This window comes from Paenibacillus psychroresistens (assembly GCF_009728935.1).
GTDB classification, from domain to species: Bacteria; Bacillota; Bacilli; order Paenibacillales; family NBRC-103111; genus Paenibacillus_AC; species Paenibacillus_AC psychroresistens.
Window position 1 is genome coordinate 1,301,212 of the sequence record NZ_CP034235.1, and the last position, 25,770, is coordinate 1,326,981.

The following is a 25,770-nucleotide window of genomic DNA, read 5'->3' on the forward strand; positions in this document are numbered from 1 at the left end:
AGAATTCTTGTAAGGATAGAAGATGCAGCTGTAATGATATCTTAAAGAGGTTTCTGGATTCCCAAGGGTAAACGGCTGCGCCGTCCTTTTGGACGGTGCGTTTGCCAAAAAACATCATCCATGAGTATCTAATTATATACTTCTGATATTTTCAAGAATACATGGAGGTGTTTTTTGAATGGCAATACAATTCAATTATCCGCGTTGGTTCAAAGAAGGGTTAATGCTGGTGTTGGCGCTGGCTTTTATTTATTTCACCCCTTATTTCATTGCACACGTATCTGCGGCCAATTACTATGTCAGCCAATCAGGTGGCAGCGACAGCAGCGCTACCCCCAGCAGTTCAGCAACTCCATACAAAACAATTGCCAAATTAAATACAATTACCTTTGCAGCCGGCGATACGATTTATCTTAAAGCAGGCGATACCTGGGTGGAATCTTTTATTGCCAAAGGCACCGGCAGCTCGAACAATTGGATAACGGTTGAAAGTTATGGAAGCGGTAACAAACCGGTTCTCTCACCGGGAACATCGGCAGCGTATGCTGTTCAGATGCAAACAAGCAATGCGGGCTGGCGGTTCCGCAATCTGTCCATCAACGGGGCGCAAGCCGGGATTTCGTTTCTAAATACCGGCGGAAATCCCGATGGGTTATGGATTGAGAATGTGGATTTTACGGACATTACCAATGCACCTGTCTATCCGTCCACAAACGCATCCATTCCAGGCATGCCTTATTCCAATGCTATCGATATCCGGGAAACAACAGGTGTCAATTACTTAACAAACGTAACTATTCGGAAGGTGAATGTAACTTACTCAGACGCTGCAATGGATTTACGGGTGGTAAATGGCCTCACAATTGACGGTCTTGTTTCCGATCATACCTACCGGGAAGGTGTAACTATAGAAAGTACCATAAATGGCTTGCTTAAAAATATGAAAATCACATATGCCGCATATAGGGATGGCATGGCTTGGGGAACAACTGGGCTGCAATTCAATGCTTGCAGCAATATCAAAGTGATGGATTCAGAAATTGCCTATACACAGAAGCCGAACAGCTCCCCAGATGGGATAGGCCTGGATTTTGAAGCGAATAATGTGAATGTATCTGCTCAAAGATTATATATGCATGATAACCAAGGCTCCGCTTATCTGGTTTATCGCAACACAAGCTGGGGGACTGATTCGGCCCAAACCAAAACGGATATTACCGATAACCTCATTGTCAATAATGGCTTATATGATTCTAATACTTCTTCCTTCTTGCGGGTATATGAAAATCATTATAATACAGGCATAATTAACGGAAATATAATTATTAAGGCTAATTCCGGCCAAACTTTAAACTTTCTCAGTGATGCTTCTCCGCAGAATACATCATTATATCCTGTTAGTGCAGCTTATGCTGGCTATCAGTTTACGGCTTCCAACAATGCCATATTAACGGGTGGCACTAACTACTTCGTCACGATTAGTGATTTCGGAAGTACCGCTAATACAGGAGGAAGCAGCTGCACTGCTGGCAGTAATTGTTGGTCCTATCAGCTGTATAACGGATCAAGTTATTCCAGTCTGGGTTATGATTCAACAAATCAGTGGTGGGGAAGCTCCACAGGCTATGTATCGCGTTATGATGAACTGCCTAACAGCACCTCAAGCAACTGGCTGGCCAGGGTTTGGACAGCTCCATCGACAGGGACAGTCAGTATTCGCGGAGGTGTTTTCAAGAGCGCCATAGGTGGAGATGGAGTTAAAGCGAAGATTACCAAGAATGGCACTGTAATCTGGCCAACAGGCGGTACTCCCCAAACAATTGCTTACAATGACCAGACAGGATACACCACTAATCTCGATTCAATTTCGGTTTCAGCGGGTGATATTATCCGTTTTGAGATTAATAATGGCGGCAGCGGCAGCTCGACTAGTGATTTGACCAGTTGGTCTCCCTATTTAGCTTATACAGCATTAAGTGGTGGAGGAAGCAGTTATCAAGCATCCACAGGCTTCAGCAGCACGCAAGGTGCGAACAATTGGGCTTATCAATATTGGAATGGCAGCTCCTATACCAATATGACTTGGGATTCTGGCAACAGCCGTTGGAATAAAAGTGGATCCTACAGTATTGTAAGCGGCGGTTGGCAGCATCCGGACAGCAGTGCCGATTCAGTAAGAAAGTTTACAGCACCTCAAGCCGGCAATATTACAATTACAGGAACCGTGAAAAAGAATGATACAACAGGCGGTGATGGAGTCAATGTGAAAATTCTGAAGAACGGCACCCAAATTTGGCCAGCGATAGGTTGGCAAGCGATTGCCTATAATGATGCCACAGGATACAGTGTAAGTGTGAACACTTCAGTTGCAACAAATGATGCAATCTACTTTATTGTCAACCAGAATGGCGGCAACGGTAATGACGCAACTGCTTGGGATCCGCTCATTACTTATACAGGTAATAGCTATCAGGCGTCGACAGGTTTCAGCAGCACACAAGGAACGAATAATTGGTCCTATTCCTACTGGAACGGTAGCGCCTATACCAGCATGACCTGGGATTTGGGCAACAGCCGTTGGAATAAAAGCGGATCCATCAGTATCGTAAGCGGCGGCTGGCAGCATCCGGACAACAGCGCCGATTCGGTAAGAAAATTTACTTCGCCGCAAGCAGGTACGATAACAATTACAGGAACGGTCAAGAAAGGGGATACTTCGGGCGGTGACGGGGTCCAAGTCAAAATCATCAAGAATGGCACCCAAATTTGGCCGGCGAGCGGCTGGCAAGCCATCGCCTTTAATGACGGCACAGGCTACAGCCTTAATGTAAGTACCTCGGTAGCTGTCAACGATGCAATTTACTTTATAGTTAACCAAAACGGCAATCATGATAATGATAATACGTTATGGGATCCGGTCATTTCATATTGAAATAGGTAAGCATCAATAATAACCAGCAGGCAAGTTCAATTCCTTGAGGATTAGCTCTTGCCTACTAATCCATGGAGGCAGAAGATGAAACCATTTCAAACGCGCATCGGCATTCAAAGCAGTGTTATGGCATGGGATGATCCCTGGCATGAAGCCGCATGCAAACATTTAATGCGCACAGGCGAAGGGAAATGGTTTCCCTCTCAAGACCATACACCAAGCAAAGCTGAGCTATTCAGCTTGATTAAGAGCTTGGGTGCTGATTTTTATTTGCATTCCGTGATGCCAAACGATGATGAAATCGAACAATTTATTGACGATATCAGCCAAGCGGATATTGATTTTATGCTGAATAATGAGTTTGGCGTTATTAACGGCCCCTATCTGGAGGGCACCAATCGTTACGATGTATCGGCAGCAAGTGTCGACCGTGCGGTACAGAGCGGTAAGTTCCTCGGATTAATTTATGATGAAACGGAGCATCTGCAATTGCATCCGAATCAATACAGACGCATGTATCCTAAGGAAATGGCTAAAGGAACTAGGCATCAGTGGACCTCAACAGAAGGCAAGAGCCTTCAGCAGGTGGAGGATGAGGTAGCGGCGGCGGTCCACAGACAAACCGAGCTTTACGGACAAGAGGCACCCATGTACAGCGAGCAGGTTTTTCCGGTAATGTATCATACTTTATCCAGGGGAGGGATGAACCCTTGCCCCAAGGTGCTTAAAGAGGAATTTCAATCGCTTCAGCTGAGTACAGCCCTCGGTGCCGCGAAGCAATATAAGCGCCAAATGGGTATTTGTGTTGATTTATGGGGTCCGGATGTGGGCAGCTGGTTTACGAGATTATGGGGTTTTCCAGGGCATTCTCCGCGGGAATATCAATCGGCGCTGGAAATGGCCTACCTTATGGGACCTGCCATGATGTTTACGGAAAACATTGACCCGCTGGCTGTATTTCAGAAGAATGGCTTTATGAAAACGGAGTTTGGTGATATTTTTGAACAATTTATTAAAAAATTTGTGCCAGAGCATCCGCGTTATTACGATCATTCCATGATTGAGCCGGACATAGTCCTGATTCGCTCCGATGATACTGACATTGCGCTTACTCCAGCCAGCGGCGTTGCTTCAGTAGGTGGGCAGCTGTTTGGGAGTGCTGATCTGCCCGGCAACATGATGAGTCAAAGCGCGTTTCAAGCCTTTCATCTTCTTAGTCGAGGAAGCCTGCCTGCCAATGGAAATACTTTTTTTCTGCCGCAGTATGAGTATCCAGCATCGAGGTATAGCCGAAATGAGCTCACCCTGCAAGAGCTACCGCTTCATACTGGTATTGAAAAAGGGAATGAAACTAAAGTACATGGTCTTTTTTATCCGCTTAACAATGTTGCTGTTTATGATGAGCATGTCGATGGCAGCACACTGGGAACCCCTAAGCTGATTATTATAGCCGGGAGCCGTATGACTGGAGCTTGTTTGAAATCTGTAAGCCAGAAGGTAAGGGAAGGGGCGGTTTGTGTGGCAGCTGAATGGCTCATGCCGGAAGGCTTCCGCACGAGCAGAAGCGATGGCCTTGGCCGTTGGATTATTACGAAAGACTTTCTGGATGGAACAGTTGCAGAGCAGGTAGAACCTTTTCTTGGTGAGCGGAACTGCTGGAGGCAGCGGTTTGGCGAATATGAGGTGAGTTTCTATAACGATAATAAAGATGGAATAACATTGACTCATTCAACGAAAAGGAGCTAAGTTTGTGAAAAATTTTTTTATAGGCGTCGATAATGCAGGTGAAGCATTTGTAGACCGGCTTTGTGGAAAAACGGTATTTCAGGATCCATTATGGATTCAAACTCTTAGGCTCCTGGGGGTGGAATTTGTCATTTTTCATTATGATCCGGATGGAACCCGCGAGGAGCAATTTGCCTTTTTAAGCCAGCTTGCAGAAGTGTTCGAGGCGGAGGGTATGCAATTTATTCTGAATACAGAAGGCGCAAACTGGTTGGACCAATCTGTGGATCAAGAGGGCTGGGATTGGCATCAAGGGGAAGACGGCCTGCATTATTTTCAATTTAAGGCTGGAATACTGGAGTCTATAAGCCATTCTCCGGCTTTCGCAGGAGTGATGCTTGATGAAGCCGAGCATATGCAGCTTCACCGGGGATGGATTTGGGAAGGGGGCAGTCCCGAGTTCGATGGAAGCGGAAGTGTAGAAGGGGCTGTTAATAAGCTGGACCGTGTTTTTCTGGGAGAAACTACCGGGAAAACCTTCTATGAGGCAGAGCAGACCGTTCGGGCGAATGGGATAAAGCTTGTAAACAAGCTCCATGAAAGGGGGGTGCCCCGTGTCCTCACAGAGCATGTATTCCCTGTCTTGCTTCATTGTTATGCTGAATCGGGGATGACCGCGGTGTTTAAACAAATGAAGGAAGGCTGGACATCGGTTTGGGCAGCCTTGGCCCTGGGAGCGGCTTTGCAATATGACAGGGAGTTATGGACATGTCTGGATCTATGGTTTCGTGACCAGTATCCAGGACATTCGCCGCAGGAGCTGCAAAGCAATCTACTGTTTGGCTATTGGATGGGGGTAGACCGGTTATATGTGGAGAATCTGAATTTTCAGGGCAGCCTGGCAGAAATTATCCAAGAAGAAGGGAAGGAGCAAATTAGGCTTAGCCCGTGGGGTGAACAGTTGCAATGGTTTACACGTGACTATTTGCCAAGCCATCCGCGTAAGTATACATTTCGTGAGCTTCGTCCGGAAATTGCCATTATTCGTTTCGATGATACCTGTTTCGGACAACAGAATGATCCCTTTTGGCCCGATTGGCTATACGGCTCGAAAACTTTGAAATCAACGGATGTCAACACTCATTGGTTGAAAATATGGCATCTCCTCTCCCACGGAACTATACCGGAAAATGGTTTATCCTGGAATCATGCAAGTTATAGTGAAACTCCACATGCTTCTTTTGCTCCAATGAACGGAGTTGTTGTATTTGACCATAAAGTGCAACGAATACATCTTGAAACTTTGCGCCTTGTGTTTCTCAGCGGGATAGGAATCAGTTCGGAAACAATCAGTGATTTGGCTTTATTTGTAGATGAAGGTCTTATTGTCCTCACTCCTCCGGAGCTGGCCCCTGAATTTGTGGGATCCTTATATAACGGGGGTACAAAGGTTATTAGAAGTGGAAGAGGGAAATGGATTTTAACGGATCAAGTGCTTTCAACGGAAGTGCGGGAAGAGGTTAACTCTTTTCTTGGTAAACCTGACGAAATAAGCTACAGGTTCGGAGAAGAGCACATCGTATTCAAGATACACGCTGGAGATAAATTAGAGATAAACCTGTGAAGGTCCGCTTATTATGCAAGGAAATAACCCGGGGTTAGCAAACAGTTAGAGCTCAGAGAGAACCCCGGGGACTATCGTTAATATCAATCATTTCAATGAGGAGCTCCTGCAAATTCCACACCGCAAGGTCCGCCATTTTCATTTCTCGCTCTATTCACAACCTCACCTTGCCCATTGTAGAGATCATCGCTGATGTGTTTGCCTATACTTAGTATGGAGGCACCGACATAATGGCATATGAAGGAGCGGCGGAAGCGGGTTTTCGAATAATTGGGCAAAGAACCGTGAATGGTGCTCCCATTAAAAAACAGGACGTCCCCAGGCTCCAAGTTGGCTGGAACCACAATGCTTCCTTCCGGAAGATCTACTTCATCGCGAAAAAAGGATTTGGTTGAATCAGCCTCATGCGGGCATTGTATGTCCAGATGCTGGGTGCGGGGGACAACACGCAGTCCGCCATTTTCCTCGTCAGCAGCATCAATTGCAATCCAGGCCGCAATACAGGATCCAGGCTCTACCTTCAAATAATAGTTGTCCTGGTGCAGTGCTTGGCCTCTGCTGCCCGGTGGTTTAAAATAAAACATGCTTTGGGCCGACAGAGGCTCATCCTCCAACAGCTCCTCTATTATTCCAAGTACATGGGTTTGAAGCATGTACTTTTTGGCTGCCTCACTTATTCGATGCGGGTACAGGATTCTTGGATAAAGCCTCAAAGGATCACCTTGGGCCTCCGCTTCAGATTCGGGCTCAAAATAACCAGGGATGGTTCCTCCCGCATAAATATTCATAAAAGTCTTCTTAATATCCGCTACCTCGCCTGAAGAAAACACACCTTTTACAATAAGGTATCCTTGCTCGGTAAATTGTTGTTTTTGCTCTTCGTTTAATTTGTTTTTATCTAGTGACACCGACATTTCAACACCTCTTTGTTGGAATAATGATATACTCTTATTTTATAATAAGAGCAAGCTGAAATAAATGAAGGTGTTTGCTAAATACTTGCACAATTCTGCTAATTGATTGTTAGAGGAGGTGTATTGAACCAGTGAATCATAATTTATTTCATTATGATACAGAAACGTCAATTCCGGGTTTAGGGATTTTGCTGGCCGATTACTATTGCAAGTCATATGGTTTCCAGGGTCACCGTTCCGAGGGGACGAAGGATTGGTTAATGATTTACACGGTTTCAGGTGAAGGATCCTTTCGGGTTGATCGTGAAGTTCGTATTTGCAAGGAACACGATCTGGTCATTCTATCTCCAGGAATCCCGCATCATTACGTGGCTAATGAAGGGAGGGATTGGGAGATTCTCTGGGTCCATTTCATTCCGTTGCCCGAATGGAACACATGGCTGCAGCTTCCAAGGACTGCCGAGGGTTTAATCTATATACACATCAATGAAGAAATAGCGGAGGAGAGATTAGAGCGAACCTTTCAGCGATTAATCCAGGATTCTCGGGGCTCGGGAAAAGCTGAACAGGAGCTGGCGAAGCTGGCGCTGGCAGAAATGCTAATCCTGATTTATCAGGTAAGTGTCAAGGAAAATAGATCCGGGCTATTGGATACAAGAATCGAGAAAGCAATCCATTATTTAACAGAGCATTTGGCAAACAAGCATGTTCTGGGACAGCTCGCACTTAGGGTGGAATTATCTGAATCGCGGTTTAGCCATTTGTTGAAAGAACAGACAGGAGAAAGCTTCATTGAACTGCTGGTGAAACTGAGGCTTCAGCGGGCAGTTAAGCTGCTGCAGCTAACAACCAGGCAGATCAAGGAGATTGCCTTTGAGGTTGGATTTGAATCGGCTTATTATTTTACCCGGAGGTTCACCAGGCAGTTCGGAATCAGCCCGAGGGAATACCGCAGGCAATTGCCATAATAAGCTAGCAAAAATGCACTCCCAATAATATTCATCGGTTTCACCCCTAGGGCTGTTTTACAATGGCTAATATAAAGAGTGCATTTCAAAGTGCTAGAATTGCTTGACTAGGTTGTGGAGTATTTCTCTTAACCAACTGGTCAAAAATACCGCCATCTGCAAAGTGAGCCTTCTGCAAATCGTCCCAGCCTCCAGAATGGTCATCAACAGTAAGTAAGGTAACATCAGGGAATTGCACAACAAATTGCTCTGTAACTGAAGCGAGCCTTGGCCTATAGTAGTTTTTGGTAGCTATCGTTTGCGCTTCTTCGGTATACAGGTAATTTAAGTAAGCAGCTGCTTCAGAGGTTCCATCCTTATCTGCAAACGAATCGACAACAGAAACAATCGGCTTTCAAAGTATTTTGTTCTTACCTTATTTTTCTCATTCGTCATTGTTGGGAAATTAATTTTGATCATTTTCAAAAATGATCATAGACTGGCAAACGAATGGATTCATTTCTTCCATGGTGAATCGATTTCATGGTATACCGAGCCTCAACATTGGGTCAAAATCATTATATCTCCAGTATCTGGAAGGACGTCGATTATATCGTCATTATTTATCTAGCTACAATTACAGGGATAGATGAAGAGATGCTGGAGGCAGCATCATTAGATGTAGCAACCCGCTTACAAAAGAGATCCGCTATATTTTGCTTCCCAACAATCACTAACGAAAATCGCGTTTTTGGTAGCCGTTATAAGTTAATTTTAACAAAGCCGCCATAATAAGAATGGATATTATTACGAAAACAAGTGAAAAGCTGTTCGCGATAAGTAAATTTTTAGCTTCAAAGTATTTGAATGGTGTGAAGTATTGTAAGAAATCGAGCTTGCTATTCAGATCAATTATCATGGATAACAGGTAAGTAACAAAGAGTACAATGACGGTGATAGAAGGAGCGCTCTTCGGTTTTTGGGAGAGTGCTCCTATTCCTGTGCCAAGCAGCATAAAGATCAGCTGCAATATGAACATTCCCGCTATCAGGATGAAGATATGACTGGGCTGATATACGCCTTTTCCAAAATAATTAACGAAAACGATGGAGCTGATTAGAGTTATTATATTTATAAACAATACATTCGTCAGTGCGGCTAGCAGTTTGGCAGTGATTATCGTGCTCCTAGATATGGGCTTGACGATCAAGAATTCAGAGGTGCGGTCACGTTCCTCTTTTGCTATAACGGATGATCCAATCAAAGCTGCATGGATCGTTGCCATTAACACCAAATAGATGAATAAGAAAGCATAGTATCCATCAGCTGTAGCTAAATCAAATGGACCCATTCCTAACAAGACTTGCAGGGACTTAGGCATTTTGGAGATGACTTCGGTCATGGATTGGCCAGATGAGGAATAAACGGCAAACTTGTTCATACCAGCTGCTACAAGTATAAGGGCGCCTATACACCAGATTATGAGTGCTTTACGATGAGCTCTGATTTCTCTCCAGAATAAATTCATAGCGATACCTTCTTTTATATAGAATGAGAAAAACGAAGCGATTTAGACCGCATGGATATCTTTTTTAAGATAAATGACATAGCTGGTAAGGAGAATAATGGCAACGAATATAACCTCAACAAGAATATAAAAGCCTTCATAGCTAGAATGCACTCTAATGTAAGAGGTGTCGTATAGCTTAAACGGTGTTATTAATCGAATGGCTTTATCCCCAACTGCTGAACCGAAGAGCGTAATCATGAAAAAGCCAATCACCGTCCCCACTGAAATAGCAAGCACCGACCTGATTCTAGGCAGCAGCACAGAAAATAGATAGCCAATCGAAAGGAAGATAAGCTGCACCAAAAAAGCGGTCAAAGAAATTAATAGAAAGGTACCTAATTCAAATGTAGCATCTTGAATGCTAACTGCAATAATACTCACTATAAGCAGATACACAACTTGAGTGATCAACAAAGAAGTTATAGCGGCAAGTAGTTTAGCGGTTAAGATCTGGGTACGGCTCACCGGCTTGGTTAAAAGGAAGTCGGCTGTTTTCTCACGAATTTCCTTGGAAAGAATGGAGGTTCCTAGGTTCATAGCTTGGATCGAGCTGGCAACTAGAATGTAAGTAAAAGCAAATGTATAAAAGCCCATTAAAGTCGTAATGGTTTCAAGCGACATGCCAAGCGCATCGCGAAGCGCCACGGGATAACCAGCTAATACTTGCTTGAAATCCTCAGCATCACTTGATAAACCTGGGAACATCGCTAGAAAAAGACTTGCTATCGCAACCAAGGAACAGGTCCAGAGCAGGGTTGATTTGCGAATCGCCTTCAGCTCATGTAGAAAGATGTTCATACGGACACATCCTCTTTTTCATAATAGTGCATGAAGATTTCTTCTAGATCAGGCTCCTCGATCCAAAGATTGGACAGGTTGAGACCAGCTAGCTTCTGCATAATTAGATTGATATTCCCTTTGAACAGAAACTGGGTGTGGTTCTCAGTAACCTCTAGCTTGCTGATACCTTCTAGAGCCCAGTAATCATGGCTAATTGTATCTATGGCCTCCAGCTTGAATTTTTTGTAGGTGTTTTCCTGCAGGGTACTGATTTTTTCCAGCTTAATTAACTTACCCTCTTTAATGATCGCAACACGATTGCAAAGCCTTTGAACCTCGCTCAGAATATGGGACGAAAAGAAGATAGTTGTCCCCTTCTTATTCTCCTCTTGCAAGAGATCAAAGAACCTCATCTGCATCAATGGATCTAGACCACTCGTGGGTTCATCGAGAATAACCAGCTTTGGTTCATGCTGGAGACCTTGAATGATTCCGACCTTCTTTTTATTGCCAAAGCTAAGATCATCAATTTTTTTATGCGGATCAATTTCCAACAGAGCAATGAGTTCCTTCATTCGCTTGGTGCAATCCTTCTTATAAAAGCTTGCTGAATACTTCAGTAAATCAATCACGCGCATGTTGTCATAGTAAAAAACCTCAGAAGGCAAATACCCAATTTCCTTCTTAATCTCCGTTGCATGCTTTATATGATCCATTCCAAAAATCTTCGCACTGCCGCTTGTCGGGTAAATCAGCGATAACAAGGTACGAATCGTAGTTGACTTGCCTGCACCGTTAGGTCCAATAAAGCCGAAAATTTCGCCTTGCTCCACATTAAAGCTTACATCGGAGATACCTCTTGCTTGCCCATAAGATTTGGTTAGCTGATTGATTTCGATCACATTCATCGTATTCATCTCCATTTTATTTATAAAAGCTGGTTTTAAAAAATTCAATGTAGGCTGCAGCTTCAGCAAAAAAACTCTCATAATTAATCGGGACCCCGGGAGTAAGCTTCGCTTTTTTCAAAGCATCTCTATTATAGCCTTCGAAAGTCCACATCATAATTTGGATGATCCTTGTGATATCGACTCCATCTTTGAAAAGGGACAGATCAATTCCTTTAAAAAGCTTGCCAAGATTGCTGTCAATCAGCTGTTGTTTGCGCTGCTCCAATTCGTCGCTTACCACTTTCGATGTATCTATATAGGCAACTTCAAGGAAATGAAACATATCAGGGAACTGCTGTAAAATTTCAAGCTTAAGTCGGGATATTTGACGAAGTCTGGCGAAAAAATCGGGTTCAGTGGCATCGAATTTTTGGTAAAAATCATTCAAGATCAGCTCTGAGCCATAATCGTAAGCAAATAGAAACAGCTGCTGTTTATTCTTGAAATAATGGAACAATAAGCCTTTAGCAATTTCTGCTTCTTTGACAATTTCATTGGTAGAGGCATTATCGAAGCCTTTTTGGGCAAATTCCTTCATCGCTGCATTGATAATACGAGTTTGTTTATCTGGATTTAAGTTGAGGAATTTGGCAAACATGGAAGCAGCCTTCTTTCAGTAATGAGGTCATTTAATTATTGACCAATGTGGTCAAAATAAATATAACACCATTGACCAATCTGGTCAAACTTCTGAGTTAACTTTTTTCTAAAGATAATCCATGTATTTCGTATGGATGATCTATTCTCTTCAAACGATTATTTGTTTAGTATAAGGGTATGATTATTCCGGGTAATCAAAGCAAGCAAGAATTTCTCTTAATAAAATGAAAACGTTTTATATAATGGATAAGGGGCGAATGATCACGATGATTACTAAAAAATTACTTTCTGGATTTATCTCCGGTCTATTGGTTATATCTTTACTAGCAGGCTGTAGTAAAAAGGCAGAAACAACAGAAGCAACAAAAGCACCTGAAGCAACAACGGCAGCCGATGCCAGTACTCCAGCCGCAACACCAGCACCAACAGAAGCACAAACATCAGCACCAGCTGAAAAAGTAACACTTACTCTACTGGCTAACCAAGATTGGGCGAATAATCCGATTGTTAAGAAGGCTTGGGCTTTATATCAAGAAAAAACAGGCAATAAATTAGATATTCAAGGTGTGCCCATCGATAGCTGGGAGAAAGTAATGAAAACTAAATTCGCCACAGGCGAGATGACGGATATTGTCATGTATTACGGCGGCTATCAGCTGTCTGCCATTCAACCTGATAAGAATTTTGTGGATATGAGTGCAGAGCCCTGGGTTGGAGATTTGAAGGATTTTGTACTGCCTCAGGTGAAGGTGAAAGATAAGGTTTTTGGACTACCGCTGTGGGAAGGCTCAGTAAGTGGAATGCTTTACAACAAAGAAATTTTTGCTAAATATAATATTGCAGTCCCAACTACTCAAGAAGAATTTTTAGCAGCCTGTGAAACGTTGAAGAAGAATGGTATAGCACCGATCTATATGGCTTTCAAAGATACTTGGCCGCTGCTCCCCCAATTCGGTTTGGATCCTGTATTTAAAAAAGATCCAACTCTTTTGGATAAATTGAATACCAATCAAGCCAAATTTGGTGATGTCAAAGAATTAAAAGATTTAGTAGCTTGGTATAAAATGCTTGCAGACAAGGGCTATCTAGGAGAGAAATTCTCCACAAATACATGGGATGGCCAACCGGCAGCTATCTCGAGTGGAAAGTATGCCATGGTTTATGCTTGGGATACTTACATTGAGTCTGATCTTGAGAAAAAAGAACCAGGTATCTCAGCTAAAATTGGTCTGATGCCTATGTTCTTGGGCGTGAATAACGAAGGTACTTATGAAGGACCAAATGCGATTGCGACTTATGTGAATAAGAATAGCAAGCATGTCGAGCAAGCCAAGGAATTCATTAAATTCCTTGCACAAACGGAGAATTTGAACGAAATCTATAAAGACCAGAAAACACAAACCTATTTCAATAGTGTGACTACAAATGCGCCAACCCCACAATATTTAGCAGCCAAGGATTCCGTAGATAAATTAATTAATGCCTCGGTACAGCAGAATATTATCGGTTATAGCCAGGTTGAAGTTGTAAAGCCGTTGCAGGATCTGATGCTAGGCGGCAAAACGGTGGACGAAGCTATTAAAGCAATGGACGATGAACGGATCAAATCGGCAAAAGCGCAAAAAATTGCTGGGTTCTAATCAAATATGAAATGATTAAATAAAACAGGCAGATGGCCCTTATTAGAGGGCCTTCCTGCTATAAAGAGACTTTCCAACACAAGTCATAAACATATAGGTGATTAGAATGAAGCTTACTAAAATTTACCCGCAGTATTTAACCTTACTGCCGATTGCTGTATTTATGCTATTTTTTATTATACCTTCGATGGTGAGCTTTTATTATGCTTTTACGGATTGGAATCCATTTATCGAAGGCATTCATTGGGTTGGCTTTGATAATTTCAAAGAGATTTTACAGAACGAATCACTAGGTGGGGCTGCTAAGAATACGATTAGCTTTACAGTCATCACGACAATTATGAAGAATGGTCTAGGCTTGGTTATAGCGATCATTCTCAATCAGCAGCTTAAATCACAAAATTTACTGCGCACGGTTTATTTCATGCCGATTATCTTATCTGCTCTAGTGGTAGGTTTGCTTTTTAATGCAATATTCGACGCTCAAGGCGGGGTCATTCATCGCTTAGCCGTAGATATGGGGCTGGGCAAGTGGGAGCCAGAGTGGTTAGGTCGTCGATTACCTGCTTTATTCGTCATCAATTTAGCGGAAATTTGGCGCTCAACGGGGTATGCGGTTGTTATTTTATTGGCTGGCTTGCAGGTCATTCCTAAGGATTACTATGAAGCAGCGATGATCGACGGTGCAAGTGCTTGGCAAAGATTCAAAAGTGTCACAATTCCGCTATTGATGCCAGCCATTCATATTAATATTCTGTTAAGTATTATTTATGGTTTACGTGTATTCGATATAGTTTACATTCTAACAGGTGGGGGACCAGGGCATGATACAGAAACCTTCAGCACTTTAATACTCAATGAATTCGCGCAGGATAGATACGCTCAATCCACCGCGATTAATCTTATATTCTGTATTCTATTGGTTGTGATTGCTTTCTCTTATCAAAAAATGGCTAGCAAAACAGAGGTGGAATTATGACAACTAATCGCAAATATCCGCTGTTATGGGAAATTGTTTTATGGATAGGAAGCTTGGTCATTTTTTATCCGCTTGCCATGGTAGTGATGACCTCATTCAAAACAGAGGATGAAGCCGATCAATTGAGCGTTAACTTACCAAGCGCCTTTCATTTCGAAAACTATAAAACGGTTTTTGTGCAGGGGAAAATGTTTCGAGCGCTGCTTAATAGCGTAGGTATTACGGGATTCTCTGTACTGTTTATTGTGGTGCTTAGTGCCATACTAAGCTTTGTCATCATGCGTAATCGCAGCAAGCTGAATCGAGCGATTTATAAGCTGGTGACATTAGGTTTGATTGCTCCTTTTGCTGCGCTGCCAACAGTGAAAACCTTGCAATATATGCATATTTACGGAACGTATATTTCAGTAATACTAGTGTATACGGCACTTTTCATGGCCTTCGCCACGATGCTGTTTAGCAGCTTTATGCTTTCAGTACCCAGAGAACTGGATGAGGCGGGAGTTGTCGATGGCTGTATCGGATTTTCTCTATTTTATAAAATTATCTTGCCGTTATTGCTGCCGATCACGGTAACAGTCTCTATTTTAAACTTTATGTGGGTGTGGAACGAGTTCTATTATCCCTTGTTTTTAGTCAATAAATCCGCGATGTGGACACTGCCTTTAACGGTTTACAACTTTTTTGGATTGTTTAGCCGCAGCTGGAATTTGGTTTCCGCCAATATGGTCATTGTGTCTATGCCTGTTGTGATTGCCTATTTGTTTGCGCAAAAATATATTGTTTCCGGAATGACAGCCGGTGCCGTAAAAGGTTAAGCTGCAAATGGATATGGTATACTGTAGCTATTCAAAAGGCTGCTGATTATTGAGGTGAGAGCTTGTTTAAGAAATTGCAATTTCACTATAAATTGTTCATAGGTTTTTCACTAATTATTTTTGCAATCTTGATCGTTTCAAGTGGATTGTTTTATTTCTATACAGGCTCGATTGTTGAAACCAACATCGTGGAAACCCAGCAGCAAACGGCCCAGAAAATTCAGGAGCAGCTTGAGCTAGTGCTTTCTCAAATTGATAATTTAACGATCTCCGTAAATGCCTCGGATTTTATAATGAATTTACTGGAGAATATGCCAGACGAGGGTGAAGCAAATTATTTTGACAAGTTTCCGCGTGTCAGTGAGGAGCTTCGCAACTATTTATTTTCATTAACGGCTCTAAAGCCCCTTAAGGGCAGGATCAGTATTATTTCGAAATATGCGGATTACATGGATTTTAGCAATCGCCCTGATACACAGAATATAACGAAGAATGATGTGCGACAATTGGATTTTGTTAAAGAGGGGATGAAGACAGAGCAGTTTAAGCTATTTCTGCCTCCACACCCGGATGAGTGGTCTAATAAAGGGACTGTATTCTCTGTAGTGAGACCCTTGCGCAATAATAATTATGAAATTCAAGGATTGATTGAAGTAAGCTATAATGTGGAGGCATTGGAGCGTTTGTTTCAGTTCAAGAATCAATCGCAGGTGCTTAAAGGGGTCGTTATTGACGCCAATCAACAGGTGATCTACGATAATTTTCAGCTTGGAAATGATAAGAGCTGGCTGCTAAATACTAGATTAGCTAGTGATGCTTATGGCAACTATGAAGTAAAGAATCCGCAAGATGGCAAAGCCTATGTGGTAACGTTTAACAAACCAGCCAACTATGATTGGACGATTCTTCTGCTCGAGGATTTAACGGTTATCCAAAAGCCGATTTTTATTTTACGTTCACTGACGATCATTTCGTATCTGTCGATATTCACTATTTTCATAATCATTTTGTATATCTATACCAAGAATATCACTCGCCCTATTCGCAGCTTAAAAAAATCTGTAATCTCTGTCAATATGGATAGTCTCCGACTCAAGCTAAATCTGGCACAGGGCAATGAGCTTACCTTGCTAGCACAAGCTTTCCAGGATCTGTTGGATGAGGTTAAAGGCAATATGAATTTAATGGTGGAATCACAGGCACGAGAAATGAGCGCACATATGCTGGCTTTGCAGGCACAGATGAATCCGCATTTCCTTTACAATACACTAGCTGTTATTGGAGCTTACGGTATAAAAAAAGGCAATGATGAAGTGATGCAAATGTGTGCCGATTTATCCGATATGCTGCGTTATACGATTGATTTGGATAACGGACAAACTAAGATAAGAACTGAAATTGCTCATGTTGAAAAATATTTGAAGCTGATGTCGCTGCGTTTTGAGCATTATTTAGAATATAACATAGATATAGATGAGAGTTTATGGGATATGCCCATTCCCAAGCTGACCTTAGAGCCAATCATCGAGAATGTGTTTCGGCATGGTTTTAATGATGTAGAGCCGCCATGGGTGCTTACGGTTAAAGGGTATATTAAAGAACGGCGCTGGTATATTGAAATGAAGGATAATGGAAATGGTTTCGAAGCGGCATCGATTGAACAGCTGAAGGTTAGTTTAAAGGAGGGAAACGACTTCTTAAACCCTCAGCATTTCACGCAAAGCAAGGCTAATGGCGGTATGGGCTTAATGAATACGTTTATGAGGCTGCATTACTTTTATAAAGGCGAGGAAACGATTGAGTTTTTCAACGCTGCCGAAGGCGGCGCTATCATCCGAATTGGCGGCCCTCTGGTCGAGTGAGGTGAAGAGACATGAATTATACGATTATGCTAGTTGAAGATGAACCACCTATTCTTTATGCTATGAAGCATCTCATTGAAACGGGTAATTATGGTTTTACTGTTATTACAACTGCCCGAAATGGCAGAGATGCATTGAAAGCTTTGGAGACGCATGTTCCGGACATCATCATTACGGATATCCAAATGCCTTTTATCAATGGACTGGACTTAATAGAAGAGGTGCATCGCAGCTTTCCCGAGATTAAATGTGTCATACTGACAGGCCATAGTGATTTTGAATATGCGCGTAAAGCGCTGCGAACCAATGCTTATGAATATTTACTGAAGCCGATTCAAGTTGATCAGCTCCGAGAGTTGTTAGAGTCTTTACGGAAAACACTGTATACAAACCAATCGCAGGTGGAGCTATCGGCTCTAAGCAATGCGATATTTTTTGAAGAAACTCCACAGCTCAGTCGAACTGTTTTTGTGGGCAGACTGCTTGTTCCGCTGATTATTTGTGCAGGTCATTTTGCACAAGAGAGCGGGTATTCCGAGCATCCTGGGAAGACATTCTGGAATCAGTCTGAGCATCAAGCTGTCATCCAACAGTATGCGGAAACTCCTGGCATATGGGTGCTAAATGGATTTACAGCAAATGAGAAAATAATAGTGATGAGCTTGGAGACTGCTGCTGATTTAGCGATGAATGCTTTTACTTCAAAGCTTATGCAGGAGCTCTGCAACGCGCATATTCCTCTTCAGATAGCTTATGGAGTACCAGTTGAACAATTAGATGAACTTCCTAAGAAGCTTAAAAACCTAAGAGCAGGTTTAGCTAAGAAGGTTATTTTCGGAGCCTCAGGGATTTTTGCTGAAGATAAAACGACGAGTAAAGTTCCTTTCGTTGTTCCGAATGACTACGAGAAAAGATTTGAATTTTTGACTCAGCACAAAAGTCTCGCTGGATTTAAAAAGGAGTTTCTGCTTTTATTGGAGGAGTGGGAATTAAATCAGTTCTCACAAGCTGTAGTTGAAGCATTGTTGCTTACTTTAACCAATAAGCTGACACAGGCCCACCTTACAGCTTCAGGAGAAGCATCCCTATTCAGCTTAGGGCTTACGGAAATAGTAGCAAGTGCCGTGAGTTATGCGAATTTAGCAGAAAGCTACTGCCGCTTCATTGATACCCTTTATGAGAATGTAGATCACACCGCAATAGATATTTCTGCTGCTGAGATAGTCGATCATATGGAGACTTATTTTCAGAATCATTTTACATCGGCCATATCCTATAAAATGTTCTACGATTTGTTTGGATTTAATGAAACCTACTTGAGTCATGTGTTTAAGCTGCAGCGCGGCATTTCGCCGAATAAATATGTAACCAAGCTGAGAATAGAGAAAGCCAAGGAAATGATGCAGCTGCAGCCAGAAACTCCATTGAAAAAAATTGCTGCGTTAGTTGGTTATGAAGATGCCTTCTACTTCAGTAGAGTTTTTAAAGAAACAACAGGCAGCAGTCCATCTGAATTCATTAAACTCTCCATTCCCATCAAGCCTCCAGTAAAGTAGCGCAAGGTTATGTTTTGTGCTACCATAAAGTAAGTAAGAATATGATTAATAGGAGGTTTTTTGGAGATGGCAGTTAATTTAGCGACGAAGCTGAGAACGGGGATTTCGCCCCAGCAGTTTATGGATGGTATAGACAAGAATAGAGATGCCTTTTTGAAATGGTATGATGAATATGAGTGGGCTAATAAGGAAGACGAAGCGTTTTTCGCATCCTTGCGCAACCGTGATGATCTGCGTTGTCTTATTCTAAGTGCAGAATGGTGCGGCGATGTTGTGCGCAATGTTCCTGTGATCTTTAGAGCGTTAGAAAACAGCGGTATTCCAACTGAAGTGTTGATTATGGAGCAGCATATTGAAACCATGGATCAATTTCTTACAGGTGGAGGCCGGGCAATTCCAATCGTCATTTTCACAGATACAAGCGGTGTAGTGCTTGGGAAATGGGGACCACGTCCAGCTAATGTACAATCCATCATGACCGAATTCAAGAAGCAAAACCCAGATCGGGAAGCAGCGGATTATCAAGAAAAAATCGCTGTAGCACGTACAGAGATGGGTAGACAATATGGCGAAGGCACAGGCTATCAAGCTGTAATTATCACCGAATTACGTGACTTGATTTCCTCGTTATAGGATTATTAGCATGATTAGTATTGAAGCTCTTTCCTTAGGACCTCTTGAAACTAATGCTTATTTACTGAAGGATACAGAGAGTAATAAAGCGATTATTATTGATCCAGGGATGAATCCAGCTGCGTTAATTCGGCGGATTACTGATTTGGATGTGGTGGCTATTCTGCTGACGCATGCGCATTTTGATCATATTGGCGGAGTAGATGAAATTCGCAAGCTGAAAAGCTGTCCTGTTTATATTCATGATCTCGAGGCAGATTGGCTTACAGATGCGAAGAAGAATGGTTCGCTGCGTTGGTCGGAGGTAACTCCACCCATCGTAACGGATCCAGCAGAATTTGCACTTGCAGAGGGTATGAAGCTTGAATTGATGGGCATCAGCTTTAAAGTCTTCCATACACCAGGTCACTCGCCGGGCAGTGTAAGCTTTCTGTGGGAAAATCACCTTTTCAGCGGGGATGTGCTTTTCAAGGCAGGCGTGGGCCGTTCGGATTTACCAGGAGGCAGCGAGCGTGTTCTATATGATTCCATTAAGACTAAATTATATAAGCTAGACGATGCAGTTAAGGTTTATCCGGGACATGGACCACGCACGACCATAGGTTATGAGAAAGCTAATAATCCATTTGTTTCAGGAAAATAGCATGAATGGGAACCATAATTATCTAAAACACAAGCTGACGGATAACCGCGGCTTGTTTTTTTCTGTACGCTTCAATCCAAATAAAAAAATACCGATATACTAGGAATAGCTTATTTTTAAACAGAGAGGGTTTTTTAAAGTGGAACATATGCATGGTTCGTATGATTGGATACTGGTTATATTCTCATATATTGTTGCTGTTGTGGCTTCATACACGGCTCTAGATTTGGCAGGGAGGGTAAGCAGGTCATCTGGGGGAAGGCGATTGTTCTGGCTCCTGTTTGGGACTGTCATTATGGGGATGGGCATATGGTCGATGCATTTTGTAGGGATGCTCGCTTTTTCACTGCCTATGCAGGTGGCTTATGACCTTATGCCTGTTCTGCTGTCTGTATTGGCGGCCTTGGTTGCGTCGTTCACTGCACTTTTCGTCGTTGGCCGAAATCAACTAAGCTTGCTTCGGCTGCTTATTGGCGGGTTGCTGCTAGCTGTAGGCATTTCAGCTATGCATTACATCGGAATGTCTGCCATGCTGGTTGATATTACATACGATCCTTTATACTTCTCATTTTCCATCATAATCGCAATTATCGCCTCGATTGCGGCGTTATGGTTAGCGTTTTATTTTCGCAAGGGTGGAGAACGTGGTGAGGTTTGGAAAAAAGCTGGAAGTGGTTTGATTATGGGTGCCGCGATCGTGGGCATGCATTATATGGGGATGAAAGCTGCTAATTTCCAGATGGGTGAGAAAGCTGCAATTTCCTCAGGTATGGTTCTGGATCAGAAATGGCTGGCTTATTTCATATCAGGTGGTACTTTATATATTCTTGGATTATCGTTGCTCGGGATATTCATTTCCAAGCGGCTCTCGCAAAAGGATTCAGAAATTGAGCAAAAAACCAATGAAATCTACCTAAAAAACCAAGAGCTGCTAGAATTGAATGATAATTTGGAAGAGTTGGTTGCAGAAAGAACAGATCAGCTTGAGAGGGCCCGTGATGAAGCTATTAAGGCAAATATGATTAAAAGCCAATTTCTGGCTAATATGAGCCATGAGCTGAGGACGCCTTTGAATGCCATTATTGGGTATAGTGAAATGCTGATGGAAGAAGCTGAAGAACTTGGCGAGATCGTTTTTGTGGAGGATCTAGGTAAAATCAGCAAATCAGGTAAAAATCTGCTTGCGCTCATCAACGATATTCTCGATATCTCAAAGATCGAAGCAGGTAAGATGGAGGTTTATTTTGAGACATGTGGTTTGGAAAGCATAATAGAGGATGTGAGGACTACCGTCAAGCCGCTTATGGAGGCGAACGGGAATCAGCTGGAAATCCACACATTGGATGGTGAGATCACTACTGATGTGACGAAGCTGCGTCAAATTCTGTTGAACTTACTCAGTAATGCAAGTAAGTTTACTAAAAACGGTACAATTGTATTCGACATATCTCAACAAATAAGGAATGATAAGATTGGCTACTGCTTTAGTGTGAAGGATTCAGGAATTGGCATGTCAGCCGAGCAGGTTGAGAAGCTGTTTCAACCCTTCACACAAGCGGATTCTTCAACAACTCGCAATTATGGAGGCACCGGTCTTGGGCTTGCAATCAGCCAACGCTTTTGCAGTATCATGGGTGGCGATATTTATGTTGAAAGCGAGCTTGGTTCGGGTAGTACATTTACTTGCTGGCTGCCAACAGATTCACCTGAGCAGAGTTTGATTACGAATCCACCTGCAGCTAATCGTAAAAATTCGGAGGAAATCAGTCAGGCTAGCATTCTTATCATTGATGACGACTCATCTAATCACCAATTAATGCGGAGGTATCTTGCTAAAGAAGGATGGACATTGGCATTTGCCGACAGCGGCCAGGAAGGGCTCAGACTTGCAAAAAAGCTTCACCCGGAAGTAATCTGTTTGGATATTCTGATGCCTAGCATGGACGGGTGGAGTGTTTTGTCCGCATTGAAGAGTGATCCGGAGCTGGAGGATATACCCGTTGTTATCTTGTCCATGACAGATGATAAACAAATGGGCTTCGCGCTTGGTGCTTCTGAATTTCTCACAAAACCAGTGCCGCGTGAGCGTTTGGTCGTCGTGATGGACAAGTACATCTTACATCGAACGGATCACTCCGTTCTGGTTATCGAGGACGATGTAATGACAAGCGAGATGATGGCCAAGCTGCTGCACAAAGAAGGGTATAAAGTTACTCAAGCCGCAAACGGCAGGGTTGCTCTGGAGGAAGTGGCAAGGGAAATACCTCAATTGATTTTGCTTGATTTAATGATGCCGGAGATGGATGGCTTTCAATTTGTTGCAGAATTGCGCAAGCATGAGGCATGGAGCGCTATTCCTATTGTTGTTCTGACTGCCAAAACGATTACGTCGGAAGACCAAATGAAATTAAACGGTTATGTAAAAGGTGTCATTCAAAAAGGCTCGTTTGATCACAAATCATTATTGGCAGAAATTCACCGGTTGATTACCGTTGCTATAGAAGGAGTTTGATTAAATGCCTACCATTCTTCTGGTCGAAGATAATGAAATGAATCGGGACATGCTTTCTCGGCGGTTAGAGCGCAAAGGATTTCGTGTTTTAACGGCTGAGGACGGCCAACTAGGTGTTGATCTGGCCATACAGGAGCTACCAGATTTGATATTGATGGATATGAGTTTACCTGTTCTAGACGGTTGGGGGGCAACCCGTTTGCTCAAGAGCACGGCTGACACGAAGCATATTCCGGTCATTGCCTTGACAGCTCATGCAATGGCTAAGGATGAAGCCGAGGCTTATCAAGCAGGGTGTGATGATTTCGATACCAAGCCGGTTGAACTAAGTCGGCTGCTTGCGAAGATAGCCGCAGCGTTAGATAAGAGTAAGAGCAATTAAATGCAATAATAATGGAGTGAAATATATGGATGAGACCGGGCTAAAGCTCGCGAAGATACTGATTGTCGATGATCAGGAATACAATATTAGTCTCTTGGAACGAATTCTAAGACGAGCAGAATTCAAGCATTTGTTCAGTACTATGAATCCCCACCTGGTTGAAAATATGTTGGTGGAGATTGAACCCGATATTATTTTGCTAGATTTACATATGCCGGGTATGGATGGTCTGCAGGTGCTGAAGCTGATACGTGAACGAAGTGGGGAAGACAGTTATTTGCCAGTGTTAGTGCTTACTGCTGATATGACTCCTGAGGCCAAGCAGCAGGTGCTTCAAGCAGGAGCGAATGATTTTTTAACAAAACCTTTTGATAGAACGGAGGTCATTCTCCGTATTCATAATTTATTGAAAACACGATTCCTTCATTTAGAGCTCCAACAGTATAATAGCAAATTAGAGGAGAGAGTAAAGGAGCGAACAGAGGAATTAGAAAAGGCAAAATTTGAAATTCTACAGCTTCTCGGGCGCGCATCGGAATATCGCGATGATATGACAGGTCAGCATACACAACGGGTAGGACATTTGTCTGGCTTGATCGCAGGTCGTCTAGGACTCTCGGAACAACTAATTAACATGATTCGAATGGCGGCACCGCTTCACGATATCGGAAAAATTGGCATTCCGGATGAGCTATTGCTGAAACCGGGACGGTTTGAACCGCACGAATTCGAACGGATGAAAACACATACGACGATCGGTGCCAATATTCTGGAAGGCAGCTTCTTCACAATTTTGAAATTGGCAGGAGTTATTGCCCAAGCCCATCATGAGAAATGGGATGGCACTGGTTATCCTCAAGCGTTGAAGGGAGAAGAGATTCCCATTGAAGCGCGTATCGTAGCACTTGCTGATTTCTATGATGCTTTAACCCATGAACGACCATACAAAAGAGCTTGGACCCCACAGGAAGCGCTCGATGAGGTGGTAGAGCAGCGCGGCATTCATTTTGACCCGCAGCTTGTGGATATATTTATTGAAATGTTTAACGAAAACAGTATTTCGGAAAATCCCTTGTAAATCGTTAGCAGTCACAGGCTCTGCTGCACTCGCGATAAAGAACCTCAATCGGCTGGTTGAGGTTTTTTATTATTTTTAACATTAAAATACCAAATATATCCTAAATCAGATATATAAAAGACAAATAACAAAACGAGCCAGCCATAATACCAAGTGAAGTTTATATATTCGATCAGATCCGTATATTTTTCTATGATTGATTCAGCAATCGTTAGCAAAGAGGTCCAAAGCACATAATACCCGACTCGGATAATCCGTTTGGAGCTTCTAGGGAAATAGTGTATAAAGAACACACAAATCACTGGATTAACGAGATATTCCAAGGTAAAGCTGGATTTTAGCGCATTTGGAAAAAAACGTACTGGGTATTCGATTAAATTTAATTCAACCACAGCTAACCCTACTGGCCAAGTGAAAACCTGCACGAACAGGAAGACATAAAGAGCCTCTTTAATCTGCCTTTTAGGTATAAGAATCAATAGAGCGGATATGAATAATACCCAAAATCCGATCAGTAACCAATATTCAAGCTTGATAATAACCCACTCCGATTTCTAGAATTTATTTCCATAGTAGTTTAACCGAATTGAATAGAAATATGTAAACAACAGGAATCGGCTATTTAAAAAATTATCTTTTGCATTTATTGCACTTTACAGACTTAAGTATGCGATCTATTATGAAGAAGAAAGCAGCGGTTTATAGAGAAGGACAGTGAAGAAATGCAGCGTATCGCATGGGATTTGTTGAACCCAATTGTCAACTATGCAAATATCTTACAATGCGAACCGAGCTTTCAATTCGGACCTCGAACGATTTCCAATCATCAGTTCATTTATGTATCCAAAGGAAGCGGAAACGTGGAGATTGAAACGCGTGAATATAGTGCTGGAAAAGGGGATCTCTTCTACTATGGACCTGAGGTTATTCATACTTTTAAAGCGGATCAATTGGACCCTTTTGAATTGTATGGGGTTCATTTCACTTGGCATGATAAGCTTACAGCAGTTAAAGCACCACAATCGATAATTGATGTTTCGCGACGAACTACATCCACATCAGCTTTGCAGAATTTAATGGTAATCGGAGACAAAGGGCTTGATGAGCTGAAAATTGGCGATCAAATAAATGTCTATGGGACAGGCATCGCGGAGTTGCTGTTAGATATCATTAAACAATTCCGAAATGATAGTGAAAAAAGCAGCATTGCAAATCGTGGACTTTTTCTGCATCTGTTATTGCTGCTGCATCGGCATACCCATACGGTTGCGCCAAGCTTTTCTCCATTTGTAAAGCTTCTGTTTGATGTGAAGATCAAGCTTGAATCGACAGCCTTGCTTCCTTATTCACGTAAATGGTTAACCGAGTGGAGCGGATATAACGAAGATTATTTATCTCGTTGCTTTCATGAGCAATTTGGCATTCCGCCTCATCAGTATCATTTGCTGCAAAAAATCAGCAAAGCTAAAGAATTGCTAGAGCATAGTGATTTTACAGTCAGCCTCATAGCTGAACAGCTGAGTTTAAGCTCTGTGCATTATTTTTGTCGATTATTCAAGAATCAAACCACCTATACACCGCTTGGCTACCGAAAAATGTGCAGAATGGTATAAAATATAAACAAT

The 25,770-nt window shown here is 42.5% G+C and carries 22 protein-coding genes; 15 read left to right on the top strand and 7 right to left on the bottom strand.

All coding sequences use genetic code 11. The annotated features are described in order from the left end of the window. Positions 1-178 precede the first annotated feature (178 nt). From EHS13_RS05860 to EHS13_RS05870, 3 genes are all read left to right on the top strand, one after another. Positions 179-2,932 carry a hypothetical protein gene (locus EHS13_RS05860; RefSeq protein ID WP_155699461.1) on the top strand — a complete coding sequence of 918 codons (2,754 nt, stop codon included), beginning with the start codon at positions 179-181 and terminating at the stop codon, positions 2,930-2,932. 84 nt (positions 2,933-3,016) lie between these two features. Continuing rightward, on the top strand, positions 3,017-4,678 hold the full coding sequence (locus EHS13_RS05865) for a hypothetical protein (protein WP_155699462.1): 1,662 nt from the start codon (positions 3,017-3,019) through the stop codon (positions 4,676-4,678). 4 nt (positions 4,679-4,682) lie between these two features. Next, positions 4,683-6,281: a hypothetical protein gene (locus tag EHS13_RS05870; protein ID WP_155699463.1), complete on the top strand. Its 1,599-nt coding sequence runs from the start codon at positions 4,683-4,685 to the stop codon at positions 6,279-6,281. A gap of 92 nt (positions 6,282-6,373) precedes the next feature. On the opposite strand, the gene EHS13_RS05875 is transcribed toward EHS13_RS05870, so the two are convergent. Then, positions 6,374-7,195 (bottom strand): phytanoyl-CoA dioxygenase family protein, encoded by an 822-nt coding sequence (locus EHS13_RS05875; RefSeq protein ID WP_155699464.1) that lies wholly within the window; start codon positions 7,193-7,195, stop codon positions 6,374-6,376. 131 nt (positions 7,196-7,326) lie between these two features. Between EHS13_RS05875 and EHS13_RS05880 the strand changes: the two genes are divergently transcribed. Then, positions 7,327-8,163 carry a helix-turn-helix domain-containing protein gene (locus EHS13_RS05880; RefSeq protein WP_155699465.1) on the top strand — a complete coding sequence of 279 codons (837 nt, stop codon included), beginning with the start codon at positions 7,327-7,329 and terminating at the stop codon, positions 8,161-8,163. An 85-nt stretch (positions 8,164-8,248) separates the two neighbouring features. Here EHS13_RS05880 and EHS13_RS05885 read toward each other — a convergent pair whose 3' ends face one another. The 5 genes from EHS13_RS05885 to EHS13_RS05905 form a co-directional block, all read right to left on the bottom strand. Further along, complete coding sequence (locus EHS13_RS05885) at positions 8,249-8,401, bottom strand: hypothetical protein (RefSeq protein WP_155699466.1); 153 nt, start codon at positions 8,399-8,401, stop codon at positions 8,249-8,251. A 474-nt stretch (positions 8,402-8,875) separates the two neighbouring features. Continuing rightward, entirely contained in the window at positions 8,876-9,670 is a 795-nt protein-coding gene (locus EHS13_RS05890; protein WP_155699467.1) for an ABC transporter permease subunit, read from the bottom strand. 42 nt (positions 9,671-9,712) lie between these two features. Continuing rightward, entirely contained in the window at positions 9,713-10,510 is a 798-nt protein-coding gene (locus EHS13_RS05895; protein ID WP_155699468.1) for an ABC transporter permease subunit, read from the bottom strand. Then, complete coding sequence (locus tag EHS13_RS05900) at positions 10,507-11,400, bottom strand: ABC transporter ATP-binding protein (RefSeq protein WP_155699469.1); 894 nt, start codon at positions 11,398-11,400, stop codon at positions 10,507-10,509. Before EHS13_RS05900 ends, EHS13_RS05895 begins: the two co-directional genes overlap by 4 nt. 16 nt (positions 11,401-11,416) lie before the next feature. Next, entirely contained in the window at positions 11,417-12,040 is a 624-nt protein-coding gene (locus EHS13_RS05905) for a TetR/AcrR family transcriptional regulator (protein WP_155699470.1), read from the bottom strand. A 226-nt stretch (positions 12,041-12,266) separates the two neighbouring features. Between EHS13_RS05905 and EHS13_RS05910 the strand changes: the two genes are divergently transcribed. The 10 genes from EHS13_RS05910 (at position 12,267) to EHS13_RS05955 (ending at position 24,145) form a co-directional block, all read left to right on the top strand. Beyond that, positions 12,267-13,682 (top strand): ABC transporter substrate-binding protein, encoded by a 1,416-nt coding sequence (locus EHS13_RS05910; protein ID WP_155699471.1) that lies wholly within the window; start codon positions 12,267-12,269, stop codon positions 13,680-13,682. Between the two features lie 106 nt (positions 13,683-13,788). After that, complete coding sequence (locus tag EHS13_RS05915; RefSeq protein WP_155699472.1) at positions 13,789-14,661, top strand: carbohydrate ABC transporter permease; 873 nt, start codon at positions 13,789-13,791, stop codon at positions 14,659-14,661. Beyond that, positions 14,658-15,479: a carbohydrate ABC transporter permease gene (locus tag EHS13_RS05920; protein WP_155699473.1), complete on the top strand. Its 822-nt coding sequence runs from the start codon at positions 14,658-14,660 to the stop codon at positions 15,477-15,479. Before EHS13_RS05915 ends, EHS13_RS05920 begins: the two co-directional genes overlap by 4 nt. A gap of 62 nt (positions 15,480-15,541) precedes the next feature. Continuing rightward, positions 15,542-17,341 carry a cache domain-containing sensor histidine kinase gene (locus EHS13_RS05925; RefSeq protein WP_155699474.1) on the top strand — a complete coding sequence of 600 codons (1,800 nt, stop codon included), beginning with the start codon at positions 15,542-15,544 and terminating at the stop codon, positions 17,339-17,341. A gap of 11 nt (positions 17,342-17,352) precedes the next feature. After that, positions 17,353-18,897 (top strand): response regulator transcription factor, encoded by a 1,545-nt coding sequence (locus tag EHS13_RS05930; RefSeq protein WP_155699475.1) that lies wholly within the window; start codon positions 17,353-17,355, stop codon positions 18,895-18,897. A gap of 66 nt (positions 18,898-18,963) precedes the next feature. Beyond that, complete coding sequence (locus EHS13_RS05935; protein ID WP_155699476.1) at positions 18,964-19,530, top strand: thioredoxin family protein; 567 nt, start codon at positions 18,964-18,966, stop codon at positions 19,528-19,530. A 10-nt stretch (positions 19,531-19,540) separates the two neighbouring features. Then, entirely contained in the window at positions 19,541-20,173 is a 633-nt protein-coding gene (locus EHS13_RS05940; RefSeq protein ID WP_155699477.1) for an MBL fold metallo-hydrolase, read from the top strand. 148 nt (positions 20,174-20,321) lie between these two features. Then, a complete protein-coding gene (locus EHS13_RS05945) occupies positions 20,322-22,685 on the top strand; it encodes a response regulator (RefSeq protein ID WP_227013997.1) in 2,364 nt (787 codons plus the stop codon). A gap of 4 nt (positions 22,686-22,689) precedes the next feature. Continuing rightward, positions 22,690-23,067: a response regulator gene (locus tag EHS13_RS05950; RefSeq protein WP_155699479.1), complete on the top strand. Its 378-nt coding sequence runs from the start codon at positions 22,690-22,692 to the stop codon at positions 23,065-23,067. A gap of 25 nt (positions 23,068-23,092) precedes the next feature. Then, on the top strand, positions 23,093-24,145 hold the full coding sequence (locus EHS13_RS05955; RefSeq protein WP_155699480.1) for an HD-GYP domain-containing protein: 1,053 nt from the start codon (positions 23,093-23,095) through the stop codon (positions 24,143-24,145). Positions 24,146-24,189: 44 nt separating this feature from the next. On the opposite strand, the gene EHS13_RS05960 is transcribed toward EHS13_RS05955, so the two are convergent. Continuing rightward, complete coding sequence (locus EHS13_RS05960; RefSeq protein WP_405083551.1) at positions 24,190-24,624, bottom strand: CBO0543 family protein; 435 nt, start codon at positions 24,622-24,624, stop codon at positions 24,190-24,192. Between the two features lie 243 nt (positions 24,625-24,867). Between EHS13_RS05960 and EHS13_RS05965 the strand changes: the two genes are divergently transcribed. Beyond that, complete coding sequence (locus tag EHS13_RS05965; protein ID WP_155699482.1) at positions 24,868-25,758, top strand: AraC family transcriptional regulator; 891 nt, start codon at positions 24,868-24,870, stop codon at positions 25,756-25,758. Positions 25,759-25,770: the final 12 nt, after the last annotated feature.